This is a genomic window from Enterococcus sp. DIV1206 (assembly GCF_051712485.1).
Classification (GTDB): domain Bacteria; phylum Bacillota; class Bacilli; order Lactobacillales; family Enterococcaceae; genus Enterococcus; species Enterococcus faecalis.
The window spans coordinates 1,049,392-1,073,375 of record NZ_JBIOOZ010000001.1 but is presented as its reverse complement, the minus strand read 5'-3'; the positions used below and the strand labels follow the sequence as shown (position 1 = coordinate 1,073,375).

Annotated in this window: 13 protein-coding genes and 1 pseudogene; 2 read left to right on the top strand and 12 right to left on the bottom strand. The window is 36.9% G+C overall.

Annotation, left to right across the window (positions count from 1 at the left end):
* Positions 1 to 236: 236 nt before the first annotated feature.
* Together IGK86_RS05230 and IGK86_RS05225 are read right to left on the bottom strand one after the other, a co-directional pair.
* Positions 237 to 5,576, bottom strand: a complete 5,340-nt coding sequence (locus IGK86_RS05230; RefSeq protein WP_438742125.1) for an isopeptide-forming domain-containing fimbrial protein — start codon at positions 5,574 to 5,576, stop codon at positions 237 to 239.
* A gap of 473 nt (positions 5,577 to 6,049) precedes the next feature.
* The gene (locus IGK86_RS05225; RefSeq protein WP_002383586.1) at positions 6,050 to 6,865 is read right to left on the bottom strand and encodes a MerR family transcriptional regulator; all 816 of its coding nucleotides are present in this window, start codon (positions 6,863 to 6,865) and stop codon (positions 6,050 to 6,052) included.
* Between the two features lie 66 nt (positions 6,866 to 6,931).
* Here IGK86_RS05225 and IGK86_RS05220 point away from each other — a divergent pair, with 66 nt between their 5' ends.
* Positions 6,932 to 8,659: an ABC transporter ATP-binding protein gene (locus tag IGK86_RS05220; protein ID WP_016617557.1), complete on the top strand. Its 1,728-nt coding sequence runs from the start codon at positions 6,932 to 6,934 to the stop codon at positions 8,657 to 8,659.
* Between the two features lie 52 nt (positions 8,660 to 8,711).
* Entirely contained in the window at positions 8,712 to 10,490 is a 1,779-nt protein-coding gene (locus IGK86_RS05215) for an ABC transporter ATP-binding protein (protein ID WP_010713242.1), read from the top strand.
* Positions 10,491 to 10,543: 53 nt separating this feature from the next.
* Here the strand turns inward: IGK86_RS05215 and trpS are convergent, their stop codons facing one another.
* From trpS to IGK86_RS05165, 10 genes and pseudogenes are all read right to left on the bottom strand, one after another.
* Positions 10,544 to 11,548: a tryptophan--tRNA ligase gene (gene trpS, locus IGK86_RS05210; protein WP_002356846.1), complete on the bottom strand. Its 1,005-nt coding sequence runs from the start codon at positions 11,546 to 11,548 to the stop codon at positions 10,544 to 10,546.
* A gap of 161 nt (positions 11,549 to 11,709) precedes the next feature.
* On the bottom strand, positions 11,710 to 15,489 hold the full coding sequence (locus IGK86_RS05205) for an Ig-like domain-containing protein (protein ID WP_016617556.1): 3,780 nt from the start codon (positions 15,487 to 15,489) through the stop codon (positions 11,710 to 11,712).
* A gap of 10 nt (positions 15,490 to 15,499) precedes the next feature.
* On the bottom strand, positions 15,500 to 16,468 hold the full coding sequence (locus IGK86_RS05200) for a hypothetical protein (protein WP_002362140.1): 969 nt from the start codon (positions 16,466 to 16,468) through the stop codon (positions 15,500 to 15,502).
* A 100-nt stretch (positions 16,469 to 16,568) separates the two neighbouring features.
* Positions 16,569 to 17,240 (bottom strand): hypothetical protein, encoded by a 672-nt coding sequence (locus IGK86_RS05195; protein ID WP_002389246.1) that lies wholly within the window; start codon positions 17,238 to 17,240, stop codon positions 16,569 to 16,571.
* A gap of 12 nt (positions 17,241 to 17,252) precedes the next feature.
* Positions 17,253 to 18,170: a carbohydrate ABC transporter permease gene (locus IGK86_RS05190; protein WP_002383582.1), complete on the bottom strand. Its 918-nt coding sequence runs from the start codon at positions 18,168 to 18,170 to the stop codon at positions 17,253 to 17,255.
* The gene (locus tag IGK86_RS05185; protein ID WP_002356840.1) at positions 18,143 to 19,045 is read right to left on the bottom strand and encodes a carbohydrate ABC transporter permease; all 903 of its coding nucleotides are present in this window, start codon (positions 19,043 to 19,045) and stop codon (positions 18,143 to 18,145) included. The genes IGK86_RS05190 and IGK86_RS05185 overlap by 28 nt, the downstream gene beginning before the upstream one ends.
* 150 nt (positions 19,046 to 19,195) lie before the next feature.
* Positions 19,196 to 20,473, bottom strand: a complete 1,278-nt coding sequence (locus tag IGK86_RS05180) for an ABC transporter substrate-binding protein (protein ID WP_002356838.1) — start codon at positions 20,471 to 20,473, stop codon at positions 19,196 to 19,198.
* Between the two features lie 49 nt (positions 20,474 to 20,522).
* Entirely contained in the window at positions 20,523 to 21,665 is a 1,143-nt protein-coding gene (locus IGK86_RS05175) for a glycoside hydrolase family 88 protein (RefSeq protein WP_002362143.1), read from the bottom strand.
* A gap of 15 nt (positions 21,666 to 21,680) precedes the next feature.
* Positions 21,681 to 23,480, bottom strand: a complete 1,800-nt coding sequence (locus tag IGK86_RS05170) for a DUF2264 domain-containing protein (RefSeq protein ID WP_016617555.1) — start codon at positions 23,478 to 23,480, stop codon at positions 21,681 to 21,683.
* Positions 23,461 to 23,846 (bottom strand): annotated as a pseudogene (locus tag IGK86_RS05165) (hypothetical protein). The gene IGK86_RS05170 and the pseudogene IGK86_RS05165 overlap by 20 nt, the downstream one beginning before the upstream one ends.
* Between the last annotated feature and the right edge of the window lie 138 nt (positions 23,847 to 23,984).

Sequence of the window (23,984 nt, the reverse complement as noted above, 5' to 3'; positions counted from 1 at the left end):
AAAACACTAGAGCAATTCGTTTAATTGTAGTTTATTTTTTTGCAGTTTTAATGCAAGCTGGTTCTTTATTATTACTAGCTATTTCACTACTATTTTTCTATTTGACTTTATGCACACACAATATGTTGGGTTTCTTGTTATAAATCAAAAAGAGTTGGCGACATAGGTCATTTTGACTTATGTTGCCAACTCTTAAATTTTCAGCTAATTAGTCGTTCTAAAACAATCGATTTTGTTTACTCCTCTTTTTCTTTGTTTCTCTTTATAACATAGAGAATTAATACAATTAAGATCAGTCCTACACCCAGATATGCAAATATTTTTTGGACTTTTTCTCCTGTTTTTGGTAAATAGGATGATTTAGACGTTTCTTTCTTGTTTATGGCAATTTCATTTTTACTATCTTTTGTAGGTTTGTTCTGGTCTGTAACAACTTTGTTTGTTTCCTTTTTATTTTTCGCTGGTTCTTCAGGCGTAATGGGTACCTCTGGTTCTTCGGGCGGATTAACTGTGTCATCTACTTTGGCTTTGTTAAGAATTGTTTCGCCCGCTTTGGCTTCTTCGTTAACGATCACTTTGAAACGAATACTCCGCTCTTTTGTATCGGTGATACTTGGGTATTCCGCTGTGATTGTGCCGTTGGCTTCTTTCAAGCTGGTTGGTTTTGGTTCATCACCAACACTTGTTAGGCTATCTTTGACATACGTTAGTCCTTTGGGTAGTTGGTCTGTGATAACTACTTTGTTTAGGACGCCGTTTTCGACAGTGTTGCGGAAGCTAATGGTGTACTCGATAGTTTCGCCTAGTTTTGGTTTAGCGTTATTAACGGTTTTTGTTGCGGTTAGTTTGCCTTCTTTTATTCGAGGTGTGATTGGTTCTTCGGGTGTAATGGGTACCTCTGGTTCTTCGGGCGGATTAACTGTGTCATCTACTTTGGCTTTGTTGAGAATTGTTTCGCCCGCTTTCGCTTCTTCGTTAACGATCACTTTGAAGCGAATACTCCGTTCTTTCGTATCGGTGATACTTGGGTATTCCGCTGTGATTGTGCCGTTGATTTCTTTCAAGCTGGTTGGTTTTGGTTCATCACCGACACTTGTTAGGCTATCTTTGACATACGTCAGTCCTTTTGGTAGTTGGTCTGTGATAACTACTTTGTTTAGGACACTGTTTTCGATGGTGTTGCGGAAACTGATTGTGTATTCGATTGCTTCCCCTAGTTTGGGTTTGGCGTTATTAACGGTTTTTGTTGCGGTTAGTTTGCCTTCTTTTACTCGAGGTGTGATTGGTTCTTCGGGTGTAATGGGCACCTCTGGTTCTTCGGGTGGATTGACTGTGTCATCTACTTTGGCTTTGTTGAGAATTGTTTCGCCTGCTTTGGCTTTTTCGTTAACGATCACTTTGAAACGAATACTCCGTTCTTTCGTATCGGTGATACTTGGGTATTCCGCTGTGATTGTGCCGTTAGCTTCTTTCAAGCTGGTTGGCTTTGGTTCATCACCGACACTTGTTAGGCTATCTTTGACATATGTCAGTCCTTTTGGCAGTTGGTCTGTGATAACTACTTTGTTTAGGATGCTGTTTTCGATGGTGTTGCGGAAGCTGATGGTGTATTCGATTTCTTCCCCTAGTTTTGGTTTAGCGTTATTAACAGTTTTTGTTGCGGTTAATTTGCCTTCTTTTACTTGAGGCGTGATTGGTTCTTCGGGCGTAATGGGCACCTCTGGTTCTTCTGGCGGATTAACTGTGTCATCTACTTTGGCTTTGTTGAGAATTGTTTCGCCCGCTTTGGCTTCTTCGTTAACGATCACTTTGAAACGAATAATCCGCTCTTTTGTATCAGTGATACTTGGGTATTCCGCCGTGATTATGCCGTTGGTTTCTTTCAAGCTGGTTGGTTTTGGTTCATCACCAACACTTGTTAGGCTATCTTTGACATACGTTAGTCCTTTGGGTAGTTGGTCTGTGATAACTACTTTGTTTAGGATGCCGTTTTCGATAGTGTTGCGGAAGCTGATGGTGTATTCGATTTCTTCCCCTAGTTTTGGTTTGGCGTTATTAACGGTTTTTGTTGCGGCTAGTTTGCCTGCGTTCGTTTCTGGTACCACAGGCACCTCTGGTTCTTCTGGTGGATTAACTGTGTCATCTACTTTGGCTTTGTTGAGAATTGTTTCGCCTGCCTTGACTTCTTCGTTAACGATTACTTTGAAGCGAATACTCCGCTCTTTCGTATCGGTGAGACTTGGGTATTCCGCTGTGATTATGCCGTTAGCTTCTTTCAAGCTGGTTGGTTTTGGTTCATCACCGACACTTGTTAGGCTATCTTTGACATACGTCAGTCCTTTGGGTAGTTGGTCTGTGATAACTACTTTGTTTAGGACGCCGTTTTCGATGGTGTTGCGGAAGCTAATTGTGTACTCGATAGTTTCGCCTAGTTTTGGTTTGGCGTTATTAACGGTTTTTGTTGCGGCTAGTTTGCCTGCGTTCGTTTCTGGTACCACAGGCACCTCTGGTTCTTCTGGTGGATTAACTGTGTCATCTACTTTGGCTTTGTTGAGAATTGTTTCGCCTGCCTTGACTTCTTCGTTAACGATTACTTTGAAGCGAATACTCCGCTCTTTTGTATCAGTGAGACTTGGGTATTCCGCTGTGATTGTGCCGTTAGTTTCTTTCAAACTGATTGGCTGGGGCTCATCACCGACACTTGTTAGGCTATCTTTGACATACGTCAGTCCTTTTGGTAGTTGGTCTGTGATAACTACTTTGTTTAGGACGCCGTTTTCGATGGTATTGCGGAAGCTAATTGTGTACTCGATAGTTTCGCCTAGTTTTGGTTTAGCGTTATTAACGGTTTTTGTTGCTGTTAATTTGCCTTCTTTCGCTTCTGGTACCACCGGCACCTCTGGTTCTTCGGGCGGATTAACTGTGTCATCTACTTTGGCTTTGTTGAGAATTGTTTCGCCCGCTTTCGCTTCTTCGTTAACGATCACTTTGAAACGAATACTCCGTTCTTTCATATCGGTGATACTTGGGTATTCTGCTGTGATTGTGCCATTGGCTTCTGTCAAGCTGGTTGGTTTTGGTTCATCTCCAACACTTGTTAGGCTATCTTTGACATACGTCAGCCCTTTTGGTAGTTGGTCTGTGATAACTACTTTGTTTAGGACACCATTTTCGATGGTGTTGCGGAAACTGATTGTGTACTCGATTTCTTCCCCTAGTTTTGGTTTAGAGTTATTAACGGTTTTTGTAGCGGTTAATTTGCCAGTTACTTGTTCGTCCGCAATTTTCGCTTCTACTATATTAGAAGTTTCGTTGACTTTTGCAGATGTTAAAATATCTACTGCCTCAACTGTTGCGCTATTAGGCACTAATTCATTTGCTTTTGCTCGTTCATTTATCTGCGCTTTAAATTCGTAAATTGTTTCAGCTGTATCAGCTTTGTAGCTACCTCCTTGTGTAGCAGTTGCACCATTGCCGACACGGACTATAATTTGTTTATTGGTTTCATCATATTCAGCTTGATCATCGCCTGAAGCATCCGTTTTTTCACCAGAATTTGGTCCACTAATAACTTTTAAAGAGCCTGGCAAATAATTTAAGCGACCATCTAGTGCATCCTTCGAGACTGAATTTATCGCTTCTGAATCAGTTTTTGTATTTTTTAGTGAGACACGATACGTGATCGTTTCACCAACTTTGTAAGTTTCTTTTGGTTCCACAATTTCTTTCTTAATTTCAAATTCAGGCGTTTCTGCGTTTACAGCAAAACCAATCGCATTCGTAGAATAATCGTCACCACTACTTGTTGTTCTAAAATTAATTTGGTTTTGTCCAGCATTTAAAACACCTTCGGGAATTGCCATACGATCGATATCAATATCTAAAAAATTAGGATGATCCGGCGCAAATTTTCCTGGATACTTATCTACCATATGTTCATCGTTATCTGTCACAGTTGCGTTCATAGCATTATTAACTGGATTGAGCGTGTTCGAAATATTTACCCAAATTCCTGCGCTATTTTTAATTTGTGCGTTGTCTCCAGTCCAGTATTTATCTCCTTGAACAGTAAACCAGGTCACAATTGGATCAAGATTTCCTTGTTTTGCTGTTAAAAAGTTGCTCATAGTAAATTCATTATTGGTTCCAGCAGCATTACCACGTGCTCCATAGTAAATACTAAAAGCTCTTGACTTACTTGCCTGATCCTTTGTAACAACAAACAAACTCCAACCACTAAAGTTATAATATTGATATTGACCATTTAAACTACTTGTCATAGGAATATCTGCCAACGTATAACTCCCTGTCGCACTTTTATCCCCTTGTAAAATTGAAGTTACATCTGCATAATTAGAAAATCCAGTGTTATTGTACCCGAAACGTTGTCCTGGGTTTGTTGCATCTTGATCGATACGATGGTACCTTTGGGGCGAAACACGCTGTACGGTTCCATTTGGTGTAGTAAATTGAACTGGTGCACTAATTTCTTCATCAGAAAGATTTGTTCCGTAAGCAGGGCCTTTATATCTAGATGCACTCCAAAATAAGCCCGCCCAAGCAATCTCTTTTGCACCATTTAAATCAATATAAGCCCGACTAGAGTTATACGTATTTGGATCATTGTCAACATCTGCAAATTCTAAAGGAAAATTGTTAATTGCATAACCACTACTTGCTCCTCGTGTGTTTAAAAATGTTTGTGCAGCCGCCGTATTTTCATTCGCAATTTTTAAGTTGGTATTTCCCGTTGAAAAAAGTTCTCCTTTATGAACGCTTTGATAAATCGGTGTATTAAACCCCCGACCAGGTGTTGGTGGCACTAACGGACCAGTAGGTTGCGCCTTTAATGGAGGTTGCTCAGGACTTTCGGTAGCCTGCGTTAGTGCTGTCTCTTGAATACTTTCTGTCGCCTTTCCTGCTTCAGGCTTTGTTTCGTTACTAGTAGTTGCGGTCATTTCATTTGTAGAAGAGGCTGTTTCGTTTGCCTGATTTTCTACTTTTGTTTCTGAAGTTTCCTGTTTTTCCTTCGAAACCGACTCTTTATCTGCTAGCATATATTTATTAGGTAAATCAATTACTAGTGTTCCTTTTTCATTATCTTCTATTAGTACGCTGACCAATAACTTGCTCGACGCTTTTGTAGTTATTTGCCCATTTATGGTAATCTTTCTTGTCGAATTTGGTTGAAGGTTAAGCAGTTTAATATCGGTTGTTTGATCTTTCTCATTTGTTTCAACCTTTGCTTGTTCTTCTAAAGACGTAGGTCCTCGCTCTTCGCTTAAAGTATCTAATACAAATTTGATTGGACTATCATTGTTATTTTTTTGTTTTAAAATGAGATTTTTGATTGGTACATCTCGTGTATTTGTTATTTCGTAAGTGACCGTTTTAATATCTTCTTGAGACGATGTATCTTCTATTTTCCCTATTACTTTGAGCCCGTCTTTTTCAACAGTATTCTCAGCATCACTTGTTACTTCTTGAGCAAATGCGTTCATCATTGGTAACAAATTTAAAATAAACAACATGGTAATCATAAGGTAACTCACAAAATTTTTAACTGCTCTATTCATTTACATTCTCCTTCGTTCTTTTCATTTACTTAAACAAATCATCTTCAAACAACTTTTACAATTACTCATTGTTTCTCAATATCCACCTCCATAAAATACTTTTCAACCTTCAATTCTTTCTTTATTTAGCTACAACAACTTTTTTTAACGTACGATTTTCCGTTTCTCCTTATAATCAAAAAGTAACACATTATATTAGCTAAACAAAGAAAAAAACCCGATATTTCAACAAAAATTCGTGAATTAAATAACACGTTTTATATGAAGCAAATATATTGACTTTCCCTAAAAAAATACAAACATAGGTAAGTTCTAGCTTTAAGAGTAATTTTTTTATTGTTTTCCCTTTAATAACATTCGTTCTAAATTGTTTTAAAAACTAAAACTTTTTTCATGTAATTTTCATTACATTTACCAAAAAAAGAAACTAGCTTAGCTACATTTGCTATTGCTAGTTCCTTTTTTTAATTGTTTTACTTTTCCCCTAAAATTTCAATCCAACCATAATAATATTCAATATATTGGTTTTCCTCTTCTAGTTGTGTCAAGATATGCTCTCCGACAACGATGCCTGTTTCAAATCCTTGTTTTGCTAAACGCTTTTTTACTTCTTCGATATTATTCAAACGGGTATCTTGTGTATTGACTTTTAAAATAAAGCCTTTGTATTGGCTACTTGATTCTTTGAGCCAAATCACTTTATCTAAACTTTTTTTATTCACATGATTTGCCAAACAAATCCCATACGTCAGTTCATTGGATTCACTTAAATCCCCGTAAATACCTAAAGTTGAAATGTGTTCCATGTAAACTTTCATCTCTTCTGGATCCTCAATATCAACAACAACAATTTTATCAAAAGGAATTGGTTCATCTGAAAAAACCAATGTTTCTAAATCAATTAACGCATGTAAATGTAATTTTCTTTTCTTGATTTCTTTGTATTTATGTTGAAGCCTTTTTATTTCTTGCCCCAGTTGTTCTTCTGTTGCTTCCATGGTGGCATAGAGATCGGTAGGTGTCTTTTTATATAAATTCAACATATCTTTGATAGGAATCCCCATTTTTCGATAAAAATCAATATCATATATTTTGAACAAATCTTCTAAATCAAAGGTTCGATATCCGTTTTCTTCATTGCGTGTTGTACTAATCAACCCTTGCTCGTCCCAATAACGAATCGTGGACTTAGGGATATTTAACAACTCAGAAACATCTTTTATTGTGTAATTTTTTTCCATACTGTTCCCTCCATCAAAAAGTTTAGCATTTCTACTGTTGACATTCAAGTTACTTGAACGTGTACAATGACTCTTTGTAACAGCTAAAACGGTATTGTTTAAGGAGGAAATTTCATGAAATTAATGAAAGAGTTTATTAAAGAAAATAAATGGATTGTTCTTGCGACAACTTTAACCATCTGTTTGCAAATCGCAGGAACCCTTGGCGTCCCTAAATTAGTTGGCAAGTTGATTGATGTGGGCATCGTTAGCGGTGACCAACAAGTAATTAAAACGATTGGCATACAAATGTTTCTTGTGGCATTCATTGGAACAATTGCCGCAATTATTTCTAGCTATTTGTCTGCTTTAGTAGCTGCTAAATTTGGTTTTCAAGTTAGAGGATTGTTCTTTAAAAAATTTCAACAATTCTCGATGAAAAATGTTGATAAATTTGGTTCAAATTCTTTGCTAACTAGAATGACCAACGATGTAGATAATGTTCAAACAATGATTGTGCTATTTTGCCAATTAATCTTTCCAGCGCCTATTATTAGTTTATTTGCCTTAGTGATGACATTTTCTTATTCAGTTTCACTCGCTTGGGTAACATTGGCTTCCATCGTATTTTACTTAGTCGTTGTTTATTTTTTAATGAAAAAAGGTACCCCTTTATCTTTAAAAATTCAACCAAAAATGGATCGAATTACTACGACTTTACGAGAGTTCTTTACTGGAATTAATATGATTCGTGCGTTCAATAATCAAGATTTTGAAGAGCAGCGAACCAATCAAACATTTAAAAATTATGCTGAACGCATGAGCAAAGTGAATCGAATCTTTGCTTGGATTACTCCCGTTGCCTTTTTATTAATGGGCGTTGTGTATGCCTCTCTTTTGTGGTTTGGCGGTAATTTAGTGGCGGTAGGCACCCTACAAATTGGCACCGTTACAGCTGTGATTGAATATACGCTTCTAACTTTGGCCTACTTAATGATCGCGGCTATGGTATTAGTTGTCATTCCACGGTCCGTTGCTTCCTTGAATCGCTTGCAAGAAGTTTTGTCAGAAGAAATTGAAATTAGCGATCCTCACACTGAAGCAACCATTGCTTATCATCCTGAGAAAGCCTTGATTTGCTTCGATCACGTCACGTTTCAATACACAGAAACAGCTGATCCTGTTTTAGAAAATGTTAGTTTTGTCATCCCTAAAGGAAAAACAACGGCGATTGTTGGGGCAACTGGCGCTGGTAAAAGTACTTTAGTTAAGTTACTTTTACGAATAAATGAGGTCACAGCCGGCACGATTAGCTATTCTGGCACAGATATCCGCTCATTATCTCAGCAAACGATTCGCCAAGTCATCAGTTATGTGCCACAAAAAGCCTTTCTTTTCAGTGGGACAATCTTATCAAACTTATTAATGGGAAATGCCAAAGCAACCACAGAAGAAATAAGAACGGCACTAGAAATTTCACAATCTTCTGAATTTATCGATTCCTTACCACAAGGGATTGAAAGTTTCGTAGCACAAGGCGGGTCCAACTATTCTGGTGGTCAAAAACAAAGAATGTGTATTGCACGAGCCTTAATCAAACCGGCAGACGTTTATATTTTCGATGATAGCTTTTCCGCATTAGATTACAAAACTGACGCCGCTCTACGTGCCGCTTTACATGCACAAATGTCGGACAAAACTTTACTCATTGTTGCTCAACGGTTAAGTACAATCATGAACGCTGACAATATTATCGTCCTAGATGAAGGAAGGATTGTTGGTCAAGGCACCCACGCTGATTTACTTACCACTAATAGCTATTACCAAGACTTTGCTAAATCGCAAGGTATCTTACCCAAATAATTAAAGAAAGGATGTGACTGCTTGAAAGAAAGTTTTCTTTTCAAGCCATACAATGAAAAAAACAATGAATATTCAAAGCTTTAAACGTTTCTGGAAAATGATTAAACCTGAGCATCCAATCTTTTATGGTCTAATGATCTGCAGTTTAATTGGAAACTTATTAATTGTTGCCATGACCTATATTATGGCAATCGGGATTGATAACCTCTTAGAAGCTATCAAGCATGTCGGGCTCAAAGGCATGACACTTCCTTTAGTTGAAGAAGCACTCTTAGGTCCCGTCTTACTTTTAATTCTCTTTTCAATCATTAGTAGTATCACTTCTTTTATTCAGGAACGAGCAATGGCTTCTTTAAGCGAACGGGTTACTTTAAGAATTAGAAAAGAAGTGACAAAAAAGTTTAAAACTTTACCAATGGCCTTCTTTGACAATCACCAAGTGGGCGATATCATTAGTCGTTCAACAACTGGCTTAAACCAATTGTCACAAGTTCTTTTAACAGGCATCAACCAATTTTTCACTTCCGTCGTGACTATCCTTTTTGCAGGAATTATGTTGTTCTATATTGATGCAAAATTAACTATTTTAGTGTTGCTGCTAATTGGCGGCAGTACTTTCATGACGACAAAAATTGCGAATAAAAACAAGGTGTTTGCTGATCAAAGTCAAGCTGAATTAGGTCAATTAAATAATAAAATGGAAGAATATTTAGCAGGAAATTTGGTCACAAAAACCTTTAATCAACAGCAAAATGCTGAAAAAACAATTGCTGCTGTTAATCAACAACATTATCGTGCCTTTAAAAAAGCACAGTTTCTAAATTTTGCGATTTATCCAGCTATTCGTTTTATTAATCAGTTGGCTTTTATTATCAGTGCTACCTTCGGCGCAATGCTCGTTTTATCTGGTGGTATTACGATTGGTTTCTTGCAAGCGTATTTGCAATATATCAACCAAATTTCTGAGCCGATTTCTACCGCTTCTTATGTCATTAACTCAATTCAAGCAGCGATGGCTTCCATTGATCGGATTTTTGTTATCTTAGATGAAGCTGATGAACAGCCAGAAGCAACTCATTTAGAAACTATTTCTTCTCCTAAAGGAGCCATTGAATTTAAAAATGTTCAATTTGGCTACACACCAGAAAAAATTTTAATGAAGAATGTTGATTTTTCTGTTCAACCGAAAAAAACAGTGGCCATTGTGGGACCCACCGGCGCTGGTAAAACAACATTAGTTAACTTATTAATGCGTTTCTATGAAATAAATCAAGGCGCCATTACTTTTGATGGGATTGATATTACGAAACTTTCTCGACAAAATCTAAGAAATTTATTTGGCATGGTTTTACAAAACACTTGGCTATTTGAAGGAACCGTAGCAGATAATATTGCCTATGGAAAAAAAGATGCTTCTCGTGAAGAAATAATTGAAGCAGCTAAAATTGCTCAATGTGATCATTTTATTCGGACCCTTCCTCAAGGATATGACACAATTATTTCTAGCGAAAATGGTGCATTATCACAAGGGCAACAACAGTTATTAACCATCGCCCGAATCATTTTAGCAAATCCGCCCGTTGTTATTCTCGATGAAGCAACTTCGAGTGTGGACACACGAACAGAAGCCCATATTCAAAAAGCGATGGAAACTGTCACAGAAAATCGAACAAGCTTCGTTATCGCTCATCGATTATCTACGATTGAAAATGCTGATTTAATTTTAGTGATGAAAAATGGCGATATTATTGAAAAAGGAACGCATCAGGAACTATTACAAGCTCCGACTCTTTACGCCAGCTTATATAATAGTCAATTTCAAACCACTTAAAAAGAACTGGAACAAGTCATTCTTCTTTTGACTTGTTCCAGTTCTTTTATTGCTTAGAAATATTGAATTCCCATCGCTTTTTTGACTTCTGTTAAGGTTTGTGCTGCCACTTTTTCAGCAGCAAGACTTCCTTTATGCAACATTTCCATAATCGCTTCTGGATTTTTAGCCAGCTCTTCACGACGTCGACGAATCGGTGCGAGTTCTTCTTCTAGGACATCAATTAAGTAACGTTTAATTTTCACATCTCCTAAACCGCCATGACGATAGTGCTCTTTTAATTCTTCAATATATTCTTTCTCTTTCCCAAAGACATCCAAGTAAGTAAAGACCATATTTCCTTCAACTTGTCCTGGGTCCTCTATACGAATATGATTTGGATCGGTATACATACTCATTACTTTTTTCTGTACCACTTCAGCTGGATCTGAAAGATAAATACCATTGCCTAAAGACTTACTCATTTTTCCGTTTCCATCAATTCCTGGCAAGCGTCCCATGCCTTTTGGTGGTAACACAGCTTCCGGTCTAACTAAAACTTCACCATACGTCTGATTAAAACTATGCACAATTTCTTGCGCTTGTTCCAACATTGGTTTTTGGTCTTCCCCAACTGGGACTAAGTTCGCTTGAAAGGCAGTAATATCAGCAGCTTGTGAAACGGGATAAATAAAGAATCCTGTCGGAACACCTTCCCCAAATTTTTTTTGCTCAATTTCTGCTTTGACCGTTGGATTCCGACGTACACGTGACGTGGTCACTAAATTTAGATAGTACATTGTTAATTCAGCTAACTGTGGAATTTGCGATTGGATAAAAATTGTTGTTTTCGTAGGGTCTAAACCAACTGCTAAATAGTCCAAAGCAACTTCTAAAACATTGGCTGAAACTTTTTCGGGATTTTTTGCATTATCTGTCAATGCTTGTAAATCTGCAATCATGACAAATAATTGATTTGTAGGGTCTGCTTGCATTTCTACTCGTTTTTTTAAGGAACCTACGTAATGTCCTAGGTGCAATTTACCAGTTGGACGATCACCTGTTAAGATAGTATTCATTGTCTACACACCTTTATCGTTTACTTTCATTTATTATTTTACCTTGTTTTAAAAAGAATGAATAGTAGGCAATAGAATATTTATTGATTCTAGATAATCGAAGAGACTAGAAAGATTGCAAGCTACAGCAATTCTTGTTCCAGTCTCTTCAAACAGTTTATTTATTTTGTGACTTTAATTGAAAATTGTGCAGTCACTACCGGTAAAACTTTGCTTGTTACTTTGATTTGATAATTTCCTGCAGCAGTCGTTGCTTCTGTCCTAATCAGACCGTTCTCATCTACACTTACTGTATTGCCAGCATCTGGTGTAACCAACTCATACGTTACTTGCGAGCTCCAAGCATCCGTTTCTGTGTGCGGCGCTTGACCAATCACTTTAGATTGAATTTGATAATTTTCGCCTGATTTTATAGTGGCTGTTTCTGTAGCAAATTGAACTCTTTCAGGAATCGCATGAGTTTGCACGACTTGGAAGATTTTTCGTTCATCAGGATTCGCAATTCCTATTTTTTCTTCTACTGCAGCAGGGAACTGGTAAGTACCTGGCGGGCTACTTGGCGAATAATTACTAACATCGTCATCCCAAGAAATAACCTTCAATTTCGTTTCGCTACCATCATCTAATTTTGCAATTACTTCAGTTGGCAAATTCAGTTCGCCTCGCGAGGTGCCTGTTAGTCGATCCAGCGTAGGCAATTCCTTGAATCCAACAATATGTTTAGCGGTGACTTTTACATTGGCAATAATTGGCATTGAGACACCTGCTGCTCGTCCTACAACAGTGAATGTTCCTTCTTTTTGATAAGAAGATGCTGGAACTTCTGACCAATTGACAGTCACTTCTCGTTGTGAACCATCCGAATAAAAAATAGTTGTTTTTTCTGGTAGATTAGGGGCTTGACCCGCTTCTGTAGCAACCTCAATCGACTCATGTTTGACTTCGAAAACATTCGATAAAACAATTTTAGGAGCTAAACTATCCTCTGTTAGCTGTTGACCAGTTGGCAAGGTCAATTTGCCTGCTAAAAAGTCTTGATAGGCCTTTTGTGCGCCTTCTTTTGAAAAAGCATCAAACCCAGCATTATCAGAATCATAACCAGGCAAACGACTGTCTGTAATCGCTAATAAGAAACTTAACTTGGCTGGAATTTTCTCACCACTTTGAATTAGCTTCCGTAGATAGTTACTAATATCGATAGAGATTGTATTTTGATTATTCATAATTGAACTATTTGTAAAAGATTGTCGAGCAATAAATTCTTCATTTGGTACATTTAAATTATTTGGACCATTGTTCCAAGTAATGGTGTTACTCATCCAATTAGTATCTGTTCCATAAACATCTACTTGGAACTGCGTATTTTTCAAACGTTCATCATTTGTATTTCCAGCACCATTCCACGCATCATAACGCATCACATTTAATTCTAAATTGGCACTTTTTAGTGATTGATAGTTCTTCAATTCTTGTGTATCAATTTCAACGTAAATCCGGCGATTATACCCCGCAGAACTAGCATTTTTTAATTTTAATGCGTAATTGCCCGTATAGTTTACTCCATAAGGATATTTATAGGCGTCTCCTGAACTAATGGCAGCGGTACCGCCTGCTATAGCAGAGTATGCTCGGTTACCATCACTCTTTTGAACATAGGCAGTTTGAGCTGTTTTTAGTTTAACGGTGTCTTTTCCTTCACCAAGTTCACCCTCAAAAGAGACCTTGGCTGTTACTTTGACAGCATCTATCGGTAAGCCGATAACTGTTGCTGCAACTTCAACTGTGCCTGCTGTATTAATTTTTTCTTGAGGGATTGCTTCCCATTGTAACTTAAATTCTTTTTTGCCTGTCGCAACCACTTCTTCATTAACGACTTCTTCGTACGTTAATTCAACTTGCTCTGGCAAATTAGGATACACACCTGTTGCCGAACTAATTTCTAACACTTGATTTTGATAACGAATACTTTTTTCAATTGTGGATGCTTGTTGTGCACCAATATCTAAAACTTTATTTTTCAAGCTATTTCCAAAGAAGTCTTCGGCCGCACTGTTCACTTCCGACAAGCCTTTACCAATCGCTGGAGAGGTTTCTTTTAATTGGAACATTTGTGCTCGCTGACGTAAGCGTTCTTTGGAAGTAAATTCAACCACATTATCTTTTGTTGGTTTCAATGTCGTAAATTCTTGCTCTGCCAACTCTTTCACTTTTTCAGGGTTATCTGTGATTTCTAATTGTGGTTTTTCAAAAATGTTTCCACTTGATACTAATTTTTCAACAGTTGCACCACTTTTTTCTGTAGCAATTTCTTTTGGCCAAATAACATTATTTTTGAAATATTTTTCTGGATTATCGACCATTTTACGTTCAATTGGTTGTGTCCCATTTGTTGGATAATTAGATAAGAATTTTAATTGTCCGGTACCTTCTTTGTATAAAATATTATTGTAAAAATTGGCTACTGTACCACTGTTGTCAGAACTATTTCCTTCACCAAATAATGATGTTGAAATGCCGTCGCCAACATAAATCGTATTATTGTGGATAGTTGGCATTGCCGCTCCATCATTTTTTACCCAATAATGGAAAATGCTTTGTTCTTTATAATTGTAGCCACCAGCTCCGCCTGGATTGTCTTTACCTGTTCCTCGGTTACCACCGCCGTCATTAGCTGAGATATTGTAACGAATAACCGAATTTTTTTGATCAGACATAAGCAATAAAAAGCCGCCAGTATTATGATGTGAATAGTTATATTGATAAATAACATTGTTTGACTGCATGTCCACATCATAAGCTTCAGCATCGTTAAATCCATATTTGATTCCGTATACTTCGTTATATTGGAACAGTCCGTCATCTACAGACATTGCCCAAACGCCCGCGTAATTTTGTGTACCATAATCGGCATTGCACATTCGGACAGCAACATTTCCTTCGACGACACCGCCACTTTTGGCTTCTGACAAGACAATCCCGTCGCCAGCAATATCTTCTAAATAGTTATTACGAATCGTAATATTAGAAAACGTTTTGTAGAAAGTGTTGCCTCTTGAGGTATCTGAATCAGCTTTTGTTCGAATTCCTTCAAGTCCCACTCGTTGAATCACATTATTTTCAATCAAAATATCATTAAATCCAGTCGTTGTTCGATGATCATTAGCTGCCGTTACTACATTGCCATTCTCATCAAACCAACTTCCTAAAACAATAATTCCACCTACCGCTTTTAATCGTTTGGTTGCAGTATTCCCACTTAGATTCAAATAATATTCTGTTTGAACATCATGAACATAGTTATTCCTTATCGTGACACTATTGAACGTTCGATTTTGTTCATATCCTAGTACTAATATCCCCGCTCTTTGAGCATCTCCTGGTTTCTTATAGCCTTCGAGATTATCTAGCTCTGGTGTATTTGTCACTTCTAAGTTAGAAATATCCCAATATTCTTGGTTCACTAACTGCACGGCCCCTGAGATTGCACGTTTGAAAGTCCCTGTGCTGTAGGTGCCACCACCGTTAATAATCGGACGCCGTGTTGTTTCAAAAATGGTTTCTCCTTTGTCATTCGTATCATAAAAATCAATGACAATCTTTTGTGCCGCTGTCCCATTCCCTTTTGGATGCAACAATTGGTTATTCCAGGTACTTTGCGCATTCAGCAGAAGATGGTCGCCTGGCTGAAACTCCGTCTGATTCACTTTTTCAAAATCACGCCAAGCACTGGCTGGAGACTGCCCATCATTGGCATTATTTCCTCCTTCCCCATCCACATAGTAGGTCGTCCCACTTTGAGCGACACCTACTGAACGAAAAAGTAACGGTTGATCACTCACTGTTTCCCCATAAGCAGGAAGACTAAATAATTGAAGCTGGGAAAAAACAAGCAAAATAGAAAGGAAGATGGTTACACTTTTAAAATACGCTTTTTTTCTCATTTTCTGCTCCTTAACTGTTTTTATTTTGATAATTTTGAAAAAACTTTTCTCTGTCTTTCTCCAACAAGTCTACTTTGGTTGCTTGTTGATACGTAGCTAATTTCTCTTTGTAGCGTGTGTTGATATAGGCATTTTTGCCAAATTGTGGTGCTTCTTCAAACTGTAAAAGTTGCCCTCCTTCCTTATTAAAAATATAAAAGTATTGGTTTTCGTGGTATCCTTTCACCACGGTACCAACAGCTTTTTCACTAAGAATCTCCCCAACAGACAACGAATAAATATCCTCTTTTTGGATTTCTGCACTCTTCAATTGATACGATTCAATAACAAGATTAGGTAATTTATTTTGCCACTCCAATAACGTCTCCTCATAAGATAGATTCGGAGAGATTGCTTCGGCTATTTTTTCTAATTCTGCTTGCTTACCTGAAAAAGTTGGAATTTCAATTGCTTCAACAAAGTAATCGGTCTTTTTATATTTATCCTCCAATTGCTCAAAGGCCTGCCGCAATTCTTTTTGCGTTGGCTTTTCTTTCTCCATTAATTTCTCTTTTATTTGGTCCTGTAATTGTTGATCTTTTGCATCTAGAAATTGCCAGAGCGTTAAACTGCTCTTTTGGTCTTGCCATTCTTTTTTTTCTTGCCCAAATGTTTGTGAGTGGGCTATTTCTAACTCCGTCGCCAGTTGTTTAATCATTTTATGTTGTACTAAATCCTTCGTTGCAACCTTCAGTAGTTCCTGAGTGGGTGATTTTCCGTTATACGTTTTGCGCCAGAAATTTTTCCCAAACGAAGTTAAATTATTCTGATCAGAGAATTGCTTCGCTACACGATTCATATTTTTATCGCCATAAACAATCAATTCTTCGACTTGGATTGCTTCGTTATTAATCATACTTTGCTGGCTGGTGGTAAAAATAACAAGCACAAAAATAGCACCTATCAAAAAGCTACTTAAAATAATTATTTTTTTCTTCATTCGTTCGCTCCCTCCACTTTAATAAACAAGTCAAGAACAAAATAAGCAACCCCACCTTCATTCATTTTCCTGAAAATCGAGATTACTTATTATGTAAAAATTATTTATTCTTTTTTTGCTTTTCATGCAATTTCCCAGTATTTAAATAAATAATCCCTAGGAAAAGGACAGGGGTTACAACAAACCCAAACTGTGGCTTCAAAAACATCATTGCAAACATTGAGAATAGTAAAAAAACATTTAGACAGCTGACATACCATTTCCGCAGCCCATAGTAAACAGAAATCCGAAACACATCTTTAAAAGAAGCTTGCGGGTTTCGTACTTGAAAATACCAAGCATTCAGCATAATAGCTAACCCAAAAATTAGCAGAAGGACCATCAATGGAATAAACCATTTACCAATCGTTGTTTTGGCAAAAAAGAATATATCTGTCACACTGATGATGCTACTTCCTAAGCCTAGCAAGCTGATAAGAAAGCCTCTTAACCCAAACTGACGAAACTTTTGAAAAAAAGTTTTAAATGGATCCAGCTCCTTTTCTTCTTTAAAAGTATCGATTAAACCTAAAAGTGCAATCATCCCTGCCCCCATCGGCAGCAACGTTACTACAAAAAGTGGGAGGTTTCGTGGATCAATGTCTAAGCTAATCACCGCTATGAAAAAAGGAATGTTCACTAAGAGAAGCCCTAGATTACCGATAAATAAAATGTAAAGCCAGCGAAAAATTTTCATATAGATATTATTATCAAAGGTTTGCTTAGTAAACATTCAAACTTCCTCCTAATTCTTCATTCCAGATGTAGCAATACCTTCAACAAAGTATTTTTGCATTGCTAAAAAGACAATCCCTACTGGTAAAATAGAAACCACTGATGCGGCCATGATTAAGGCATATTCAGCATCAAATAAACCGACGAACATTTTCAAACCTAACTGAATCGTTTTATTCTCAGTAGAAGATAAATAAATGAAAGGTCCCATATAGTCATTCCATGTATTCACAAAAGTAATAATCGTGAGACTGGCTAAAGCTGGTTTGGTTAATGGTAAAATAATTTTCCAATAAATTCCCCACTCACTTAACCCATCAATCCGCGCGCTTTCACATAGTGAATCTGGAATACTGCTGTAATATTGTTTCAGTAAAAAGACCCCAAATGCATTAAATGCTTGTAATAAAACAAGTGACCATAACGTGTCAGTCAAACCTAATTGACGCATCATAATAAATTGTGGAATCATATACGATTGCCAAGGAATAGCAATTGTTGCGATGTACGTAATAAAAAGTGTATCTCTTCCTCTAAAATTCATTTTTGAAAAGCCATATGCTGCAAAGCTTGAAGTAAATAGTTGAATAATCGTAATCACAATACTTAAAAATAACGTATTTTTAAAGAAAGTTAACAATGGAATGCGTTCCCAAATAACGGAATAGTTTTCTGGATGCCAACTTTTAGGAATCCATTGAATTGGAATGGTGAAAACTTCATTGTTTGTTTTAAATGATGCTGAAACCATCCAAATGAAAGGCACCAAAGTAATTAACGCAAGTAAAGTTAAGAGAATGATTACAAGGATCCCACCAGGTGTGACTTTTTCTGCTTTTTTCGTTTTTGCTTTTCGAGTATTTTCTTTTTTTGAAAAAGTTGCTTCCATCTTTTCTCCTCCTAAACTTTCTCTTGATGTTGATTCCATTTAAATTGAGCCACAGTAATCGCTAGAACGATGATGAATAAGACCATCGCAATGGCTGATGCATAACCAAAATTAAATTTGACAAAGGCTTCATTGTAAATTTCGTAAACTAACACATTCGTTGCACGTCCTGGTCCACCACCAGTCATAACTTGAACTAAGTCAAACACTTTGAAACAGTTAATTACAAGCATGATAGTCACGAAAAAGGTCGTTGGTCGTAGTGAAGGTAAGGTAACATTTAAAAATTGATTCCATTTACCCGCCCCATCCATTGACGCTGCTTCATATAATTCTCTTGGCACACTTTGTAAACCAGCTAAATACAAAATCATATAATACCCCATAAAGCGCCACACACTAACGATGATAATTGCTGGTAAAGCCCAAGTAGAACTAGATGTCCAGCCAGGAGGATTTTCAATAAATAATTTCAAAAATTGATTAATTGGTCCCATTGTTGGATGAAATAGCATATTCCAAACGACCGCAATCGCAACTAATGACGTTACATAAGGAAAGAAAAAAGCCGTTCTAAAAAATTTCATCCCTCTAATTTTACGATTCAACAAAATCGCTAGTCCTAATGAGCAAATCAATGTTAACGGAACAACACCAATCGTATAGATAAACGTTTGTTTTAACGAAATCCAAAACGTATCATCATGAATCATTTTGGTGAAATTTTTCATTCCGACAAATTCAGGAGTTGAAAAAGAATCCCAACTCATAAAAGCTAAAATCAGTGAACAGATAACCGGGATTAAAGTGAAGAGGAAAAAGCCAATAAAGTTTGGTGCGATAAAAGATAACGCAGTCCACGTATTTTTTCGTCTCAATTTATTTGCTGTTTTTGTTTTTGAAGTAATTTCCATAATTGTATTCTGTTAAGTGAACTTAACAGGCCCTCCTTCCAAACTCAAGCTACATTCTTTATTTAAAAAAATAAGCTGAAATTCATTGTAGGTTACTCATTTCAGCTTATTTTTTTCATCAATCTTTTGTGTTTTTGCTGGAAATAATAATTAGTCTATCTCTGCTTTGACACGTTTTTCCATGTTAGCAATACCATCTTTTGGTTTTTCGTCGCCGACCATAATTAAATCATGTTCTTCTTGTAATACTTTATCAATTGCGGCACCGTTTTTATCAGATGGGAATTCTAAATTAATTGTATCTGGGTTAAAGGCTTTTTGTGAGACTTCATCTGAAGGCATTCCTTTTCTTGCAAAGTAGATTTTATCAATTTCATCTGTTTTATAAGAAGGAACCACCCCTACTTCTGCTAAAAGTTTTGCACCTTCTTTACCTGAAGCAAAGTCTAAGAATTTTTGAGCAGCTTTTTGTTTTTTACTGTTTTTATTAATTGCAAAACTTGTCGGTGAGCCAAAGGTAGTTGCTTTGCCTTTTTCTTGTTGTGGTATTTCGGCAATCCCCCATTCGACATTTGTTTTGCCATCATCAATGTTGGTTAATAAAGTCCCCATGTACCAGCTACCCATGTACATCATCGCCGCTTTTGAATTTTCAAATTGTGATTGATACGTTACTTTTGTTGATTTTGCTGTTCCAAAATCCATTTGTGATTGATCTTTTTGCATTCTCAATGCGCGATCATAGTAAGTTTCCATATAATTGTATTTTGGTTCAATCAAATTGGCATTGTTTTGAGCAGCAGCAATCGCTTGAACAGTTGAGCGCCAAGTATGTTGATAGGCACCATATACTTGTTCTTCTGGTTTAGATAATTTTTTCGCTAACGCTTCATATTCATCCCAAGTTAAGTTATCGGGATAGGCAATTCCGGCTTCATCAAACATTTTTTTATTGTAATACAATACCCAGAAATCTGTACGGTAAGGCTGAGCATAGGTTTTACCATCGATTTCATACATCTCGTAACTTGCTTTGGCAGGTGCGATATCTAAATCTTTAACGTGATCGGTTAAATCCACCAATTGATTGCGTAGCGCGTAATTAGAATATGAAAGTAAGTTTTTCATGGTTAAAATATCCGTCGTATCTCCTGATGAAAGCATCGTTGTTACTTTTGTGTCATAATCATCTGAAGCAATGTCCACCGGTTCAATAGTGATATCAGGATTTTCCGCTTCAAAAGCTCTGAATAATTTCTCAAATTCTGGGGTCGTGTCATAATTCCAAGTAGTTACTGTTAATTTTGTTTTGCCATCTTCACTCTTTTCAGTTGCTTTCTTTTCACTTGAACCACCACATGCTGTTAAAGTTACTGCCGCCACCGCTAACAACGCTGCCGCTGTTAAGCCTTTTTTCCAAAATTTCATTTGTACTACCTCCGCTATTTATTATTTTTTAGGAGTTTTCCTCCCTGAATTACCAAAAAGAATACCAGCTTTTCGCTAAACGAGTTAACGCTTCCAAATAAAAGTAGTCGCCCCAAATCATGCATTCATCGACTCCTGTATTTGTTTTTTTATCATAGACACCATGAAGCAATAGGCCGTTCGACTCTGGTCGTAAAACCGTTGTATACTTTTCCGCTAATGCTTGTAATAGTTCTAGCGCAACCTTTTCATAATAGCCATGTTTTTCATCATTTAATGGAAGCTGACGAGATAATTCTAGTAAGCCACATGCAGCAATTGCAGCAGATGAGCTATCACGTTCTTCTTCACTCCCTTCATTGAAAATTAAATCCCAGTAACAGATTTTGTCCTCTGGTAATTCTTGAATAAAGTAATCAGCAACATTTTTTGCTGTTTCCAGAAAACTACTATCTCCTGTATATAAATAACTTAACGTAAAGCCGTAAATTCCCCAGGCTTGGCCGCGAGCCCAACAAGAATCATCTGAGTATCCTTGCTGTGTCTTTCCGTACAAGGCTTCGCCTGTTTCCGTATCAAAATAATACGTATGGAACGTGGTGTGATTTTCTCGCACAATATATTTTTGTGTTTGTTTCGCATGATTGTAGGCAGCTTCATAATACTCTTGCTTGCCAGTCATTTTTGCTGCAAAGTATAATAATGGTAAGTTCATTAAACAATCAATAATCATTCTACCTCGTTGCTCTGGATCGTCTAAATTCCCCCAAGCTTGAATAATCTTGGCTTTTGGTGAATAACGTTTCATTAATAAGTCCGCAGCTTGCAAGGCCATTTCTTTTGAGGCCTCATGACCATTGACTTGATAATCGGCAATGGCTGTTAAAATATACAAAAAGCCTATATCATGTGTCTCCAGCTCAATTTGTTCATCTAAGCGATGTTGAAAAGAAGCCATCTGTGTGGCAATCACCTCATCGAACTCTGTTGAATTTGTTAATTCCTTTGCTAAAAATAACATTCCTGGCCAAAAGCTGGCCGTCCAGTCAATATTTTCTTCAGGATAATAAATTTGATTTAAACTTGCCGCGGGTGGAACTAATTCTTTAAATGTCTCTAAATTTCCTCGAACTTTGTTTAAAGCAAAACTGATTTGCTTCGGCAACCACTCAATCTGTCCATTTTCTGTCATTGTGTATTTCTCCCCCTAATTCCCCAAAATTACAACTTTTTCTTCAACTAAAAGCTGATTTTCTTTTAACCTAACTTTAACTGGCTCAATTTGTTCATTCGGTAGTACGCCTGTCACCAATGAAATTAAAAGATGTTTCCCTTTCGACAAGTTTGCTTTCAAATATGGCAACTCCGTTAACGGATAAAGTAAATTTGTATTCGGTTCTGTTCGAATAATCGCAGCTTCAGAAAAGCCGTTGATATTTTCTACTTTTGACACACCTTTTGCATTTTTTACCTCAGCCATTTGATCAGAAACACAAGTGACCTTTTCATCGAAGAGCGGGATTGAGAAGCCACCTTCATAAGCCACTAATGCACGTTGTGTCTCAATTTCGTGGATCCGTAAATGTTGGCCTTCTAATGGTACAATTGTCGTTTTGATTGCTACATCGGACCAAGGATGCCATTGATGAATGATACGATCATCAAGAATTTCGTACTGATCATCTAATCCTTTCGTGCGGAAATAGTGGTCGTCTTCAGCTAAAGCCAAGCAATTATCATAAGCACCTTCGTAATACCAATAATCACTCTTTATAGTACTGAAACCAAAATGGGAAGAATAAACAAATTTACTATATTTATCATGCGCATGAGCTTGATAATTAATAAATTGTCCCGCTGGAAACATTAAACCATGTGTCCCTGCATCATTTACTTGATAGTAGTTCCGACTTTCTGGTGAAGGTAAGTGTTTTTCTGGAAAACTAATAGGCTGTGTTTCTGCTTGCCAATAAGGATGATCTTTTGGAACCGCTAACAAAATGAATATTTTAAAGGCCCAATAAGGTGAACCAGGACCATTATAGCCTTCGGCAAAGACCATATTTTGATAATCATAACCTACCGACAATAATCCATCTGTTGTAAAAATATCTTTGTTCATCCATTGATGAAGATGTCGGCTGATTAGACCTTTAATCTCACCCCACGGCAATGCTTCAACATCTGCAAAAACTAAGGCACTAAAAAATGACACTTGAGCAAAACGATACGTTAAGCTACGTCCAAAGGGAATCGCTTCTCCTGGCTGAGTAAACCAATATTTAAACTCTTGCGCGAACAAAGTTGCTCGTTCCTTCATAATAGCCACTCTTGCGGTATCTTCCGGGGCAAAACGACAATACAATAAACTATAATAATGAATAGCGAAAGAAACATAATAATCAACTTGTGTCTCGACTCCGTCATAATACCAACCATTACCGACATAAAAACGATCAATTACAGCCAAATCAACAGCGATCTGTTCTTTTGAATACGGCATTTCACAATGTTTCATCGCTAAATTCAGCAACACTCTAAAGAAATGCCAATTATTTGGCGGAATAATGTTTTCATTGGCTTGTATCAGCCAACTGTGTAAATTGTTTTGCTGTTCTTTTGTTAATTGGTCCCACGTTTTTTCTTTGTTTAACAAAAGAAATGTACTTAATGCTGCCATCTCAACAATCAATTGATCATAATCTTTTGTTTTTCCCCAATAAGATGAACTCTCAGGATCGGTTCCTTCGATAATTCCCGTTAGAAAGTCATTCAAATACTCACTTTCATTTTGCGTTACATAAGGACCTAGTCCCCATAATGGTCGTAAAAATGCCTCCGCATCACGTGTCCCTTTAGAATAAACCGTTCCGTGTGTCCCTAAATCCAGATGACCTTGATACTCTCGATCAAAAAACAATTCCAGTGGCGCTAATAAATCTTCAAATCCTTCTGCAACTTCTTCGTATGTTTCAAAAGAATTCTGTCTAATTCGTGGCTGAATCATGATTCTCCTCACTTTCAATTAATGACCCTTTCAAAAAGCCGTAATATTCTCCGTAAACTGTCACTTCGTCACCAATCTTCAATTTTTTCTTTTGCTCATTAAAAACTTGATATTTACTAGAACCACTTTTCAAAATAAAACGATCACCTTTTTTTATTAAACTGGAACGACTGTCGCTCTCAACAATCTCCCCTTTCAAAGAAATATATTCATTTAAACGAACGTCACCATTTTGTAATTCTGTTTCTGAATAAGACTGTGCCGTTTCCTTTAGATTTTGAAGAGATTCTTCATCAAATTTTTTTCACCAGATTTACAACCTGTTAAAGCAAGTAAAATTAGTAAAAAAAGTGAAAATCTTTTCACTAAACCACCTTCTCCATCGAATTAAAGCGCTTTCTTTGACTTTATAGTATATTTTTTTAGTCAAAAAATCAATAGTTTTTGCTAAAAAAAAGTAAAAAAAGCTTTTTCTTGCTTTTTTTTACTAAAAAGAAATATACT

Bases quoted from the DNA above. Each gene is read 5' to 3' on its own strand.
- IGK86_RS05230 (WP_438742125.1), bottom strand. From the start codon at position 5,576: ATGAATAGAGCAGTTAAAAATTTTGTGAGTTACCTTATGATTACCATG.
- IGK86_RS05220 (WP_016617557.1), top strand. From the start codon at position 6,932: ATGAAATTAATGAAAGAGTTTATTAAAGAAAATAAATGGATTGTTCTT.
- IGK86_RS05215 (WP_010713242.1), top strand. From the start codon at position 8,712: ATGAAAAAAACAATGAATATTCAAAGCTTTAAACGTTTCTGGAAAATG.
- trpS (WP_002356846.1), bottom strand. From the start codon at position 11,548: ATGAATACTATCTTAACAGGTGATCGTCCAACTGGTAAATTGCACCTA.
- IGK86_RS05205 (WP_016617556.1), bottom strand. From the start codon at position 15,489: ATGAGAAAAAAAGCGTATTTTAAAAGTGTAACCATCTTCCTTTCTATT.
- IGK86_RS05200 (WP_002362140.1), bottom strand. From the start codon at position 16,468: ATGAAGAAAAAAATAATTATTTTAAGTAGCTTTTTGATAGGTGCTATT.
- IGK86_RS05195 (WP_002389246.1), bottom strand. From the start codon at position 17,240: ATGTTTACTAAGCAAACCTTTGATAATAATATCTATATGAAAATTTTT.
- IGK86_RS05190 (WP_002383582.1), bottom strand. From the start codon at position 18,170: ATGGAATCAACATCAAGAGAAAGTTTAGGAGGAGAAAAGATGGAAGCA.
- IGK86_RS05185 (WP_002356840.1), bottom strand. From the start codon at position 19,045: ATGGAAATTACTTCAAAAACAAAAACAGCAAATAAATTGAGACGAAAA.
- IGK86_RS05180 (WP_002356838.1), bottom strand. From the start codon at position 20,473: ATGAAATTTTGGAAAAAAGGCTTAACAGCGGCAGCGTTGTTAGCGGTG.
- IGK86_RS05175 (WP_002362143.1), bottom strand. From the start codon at position 21,665: ATGACAGAAAATGGACAGATTGAGTGGTTGCCGAAGCAAATCAGTTTT.
- IGK86_RS05170 (WP_016617555.1), bottom strand. From the start codon at position 23,480: ATGATTCAGCCACGAATTAGACAGAATTCTTTTGAAACATACGAAGAA.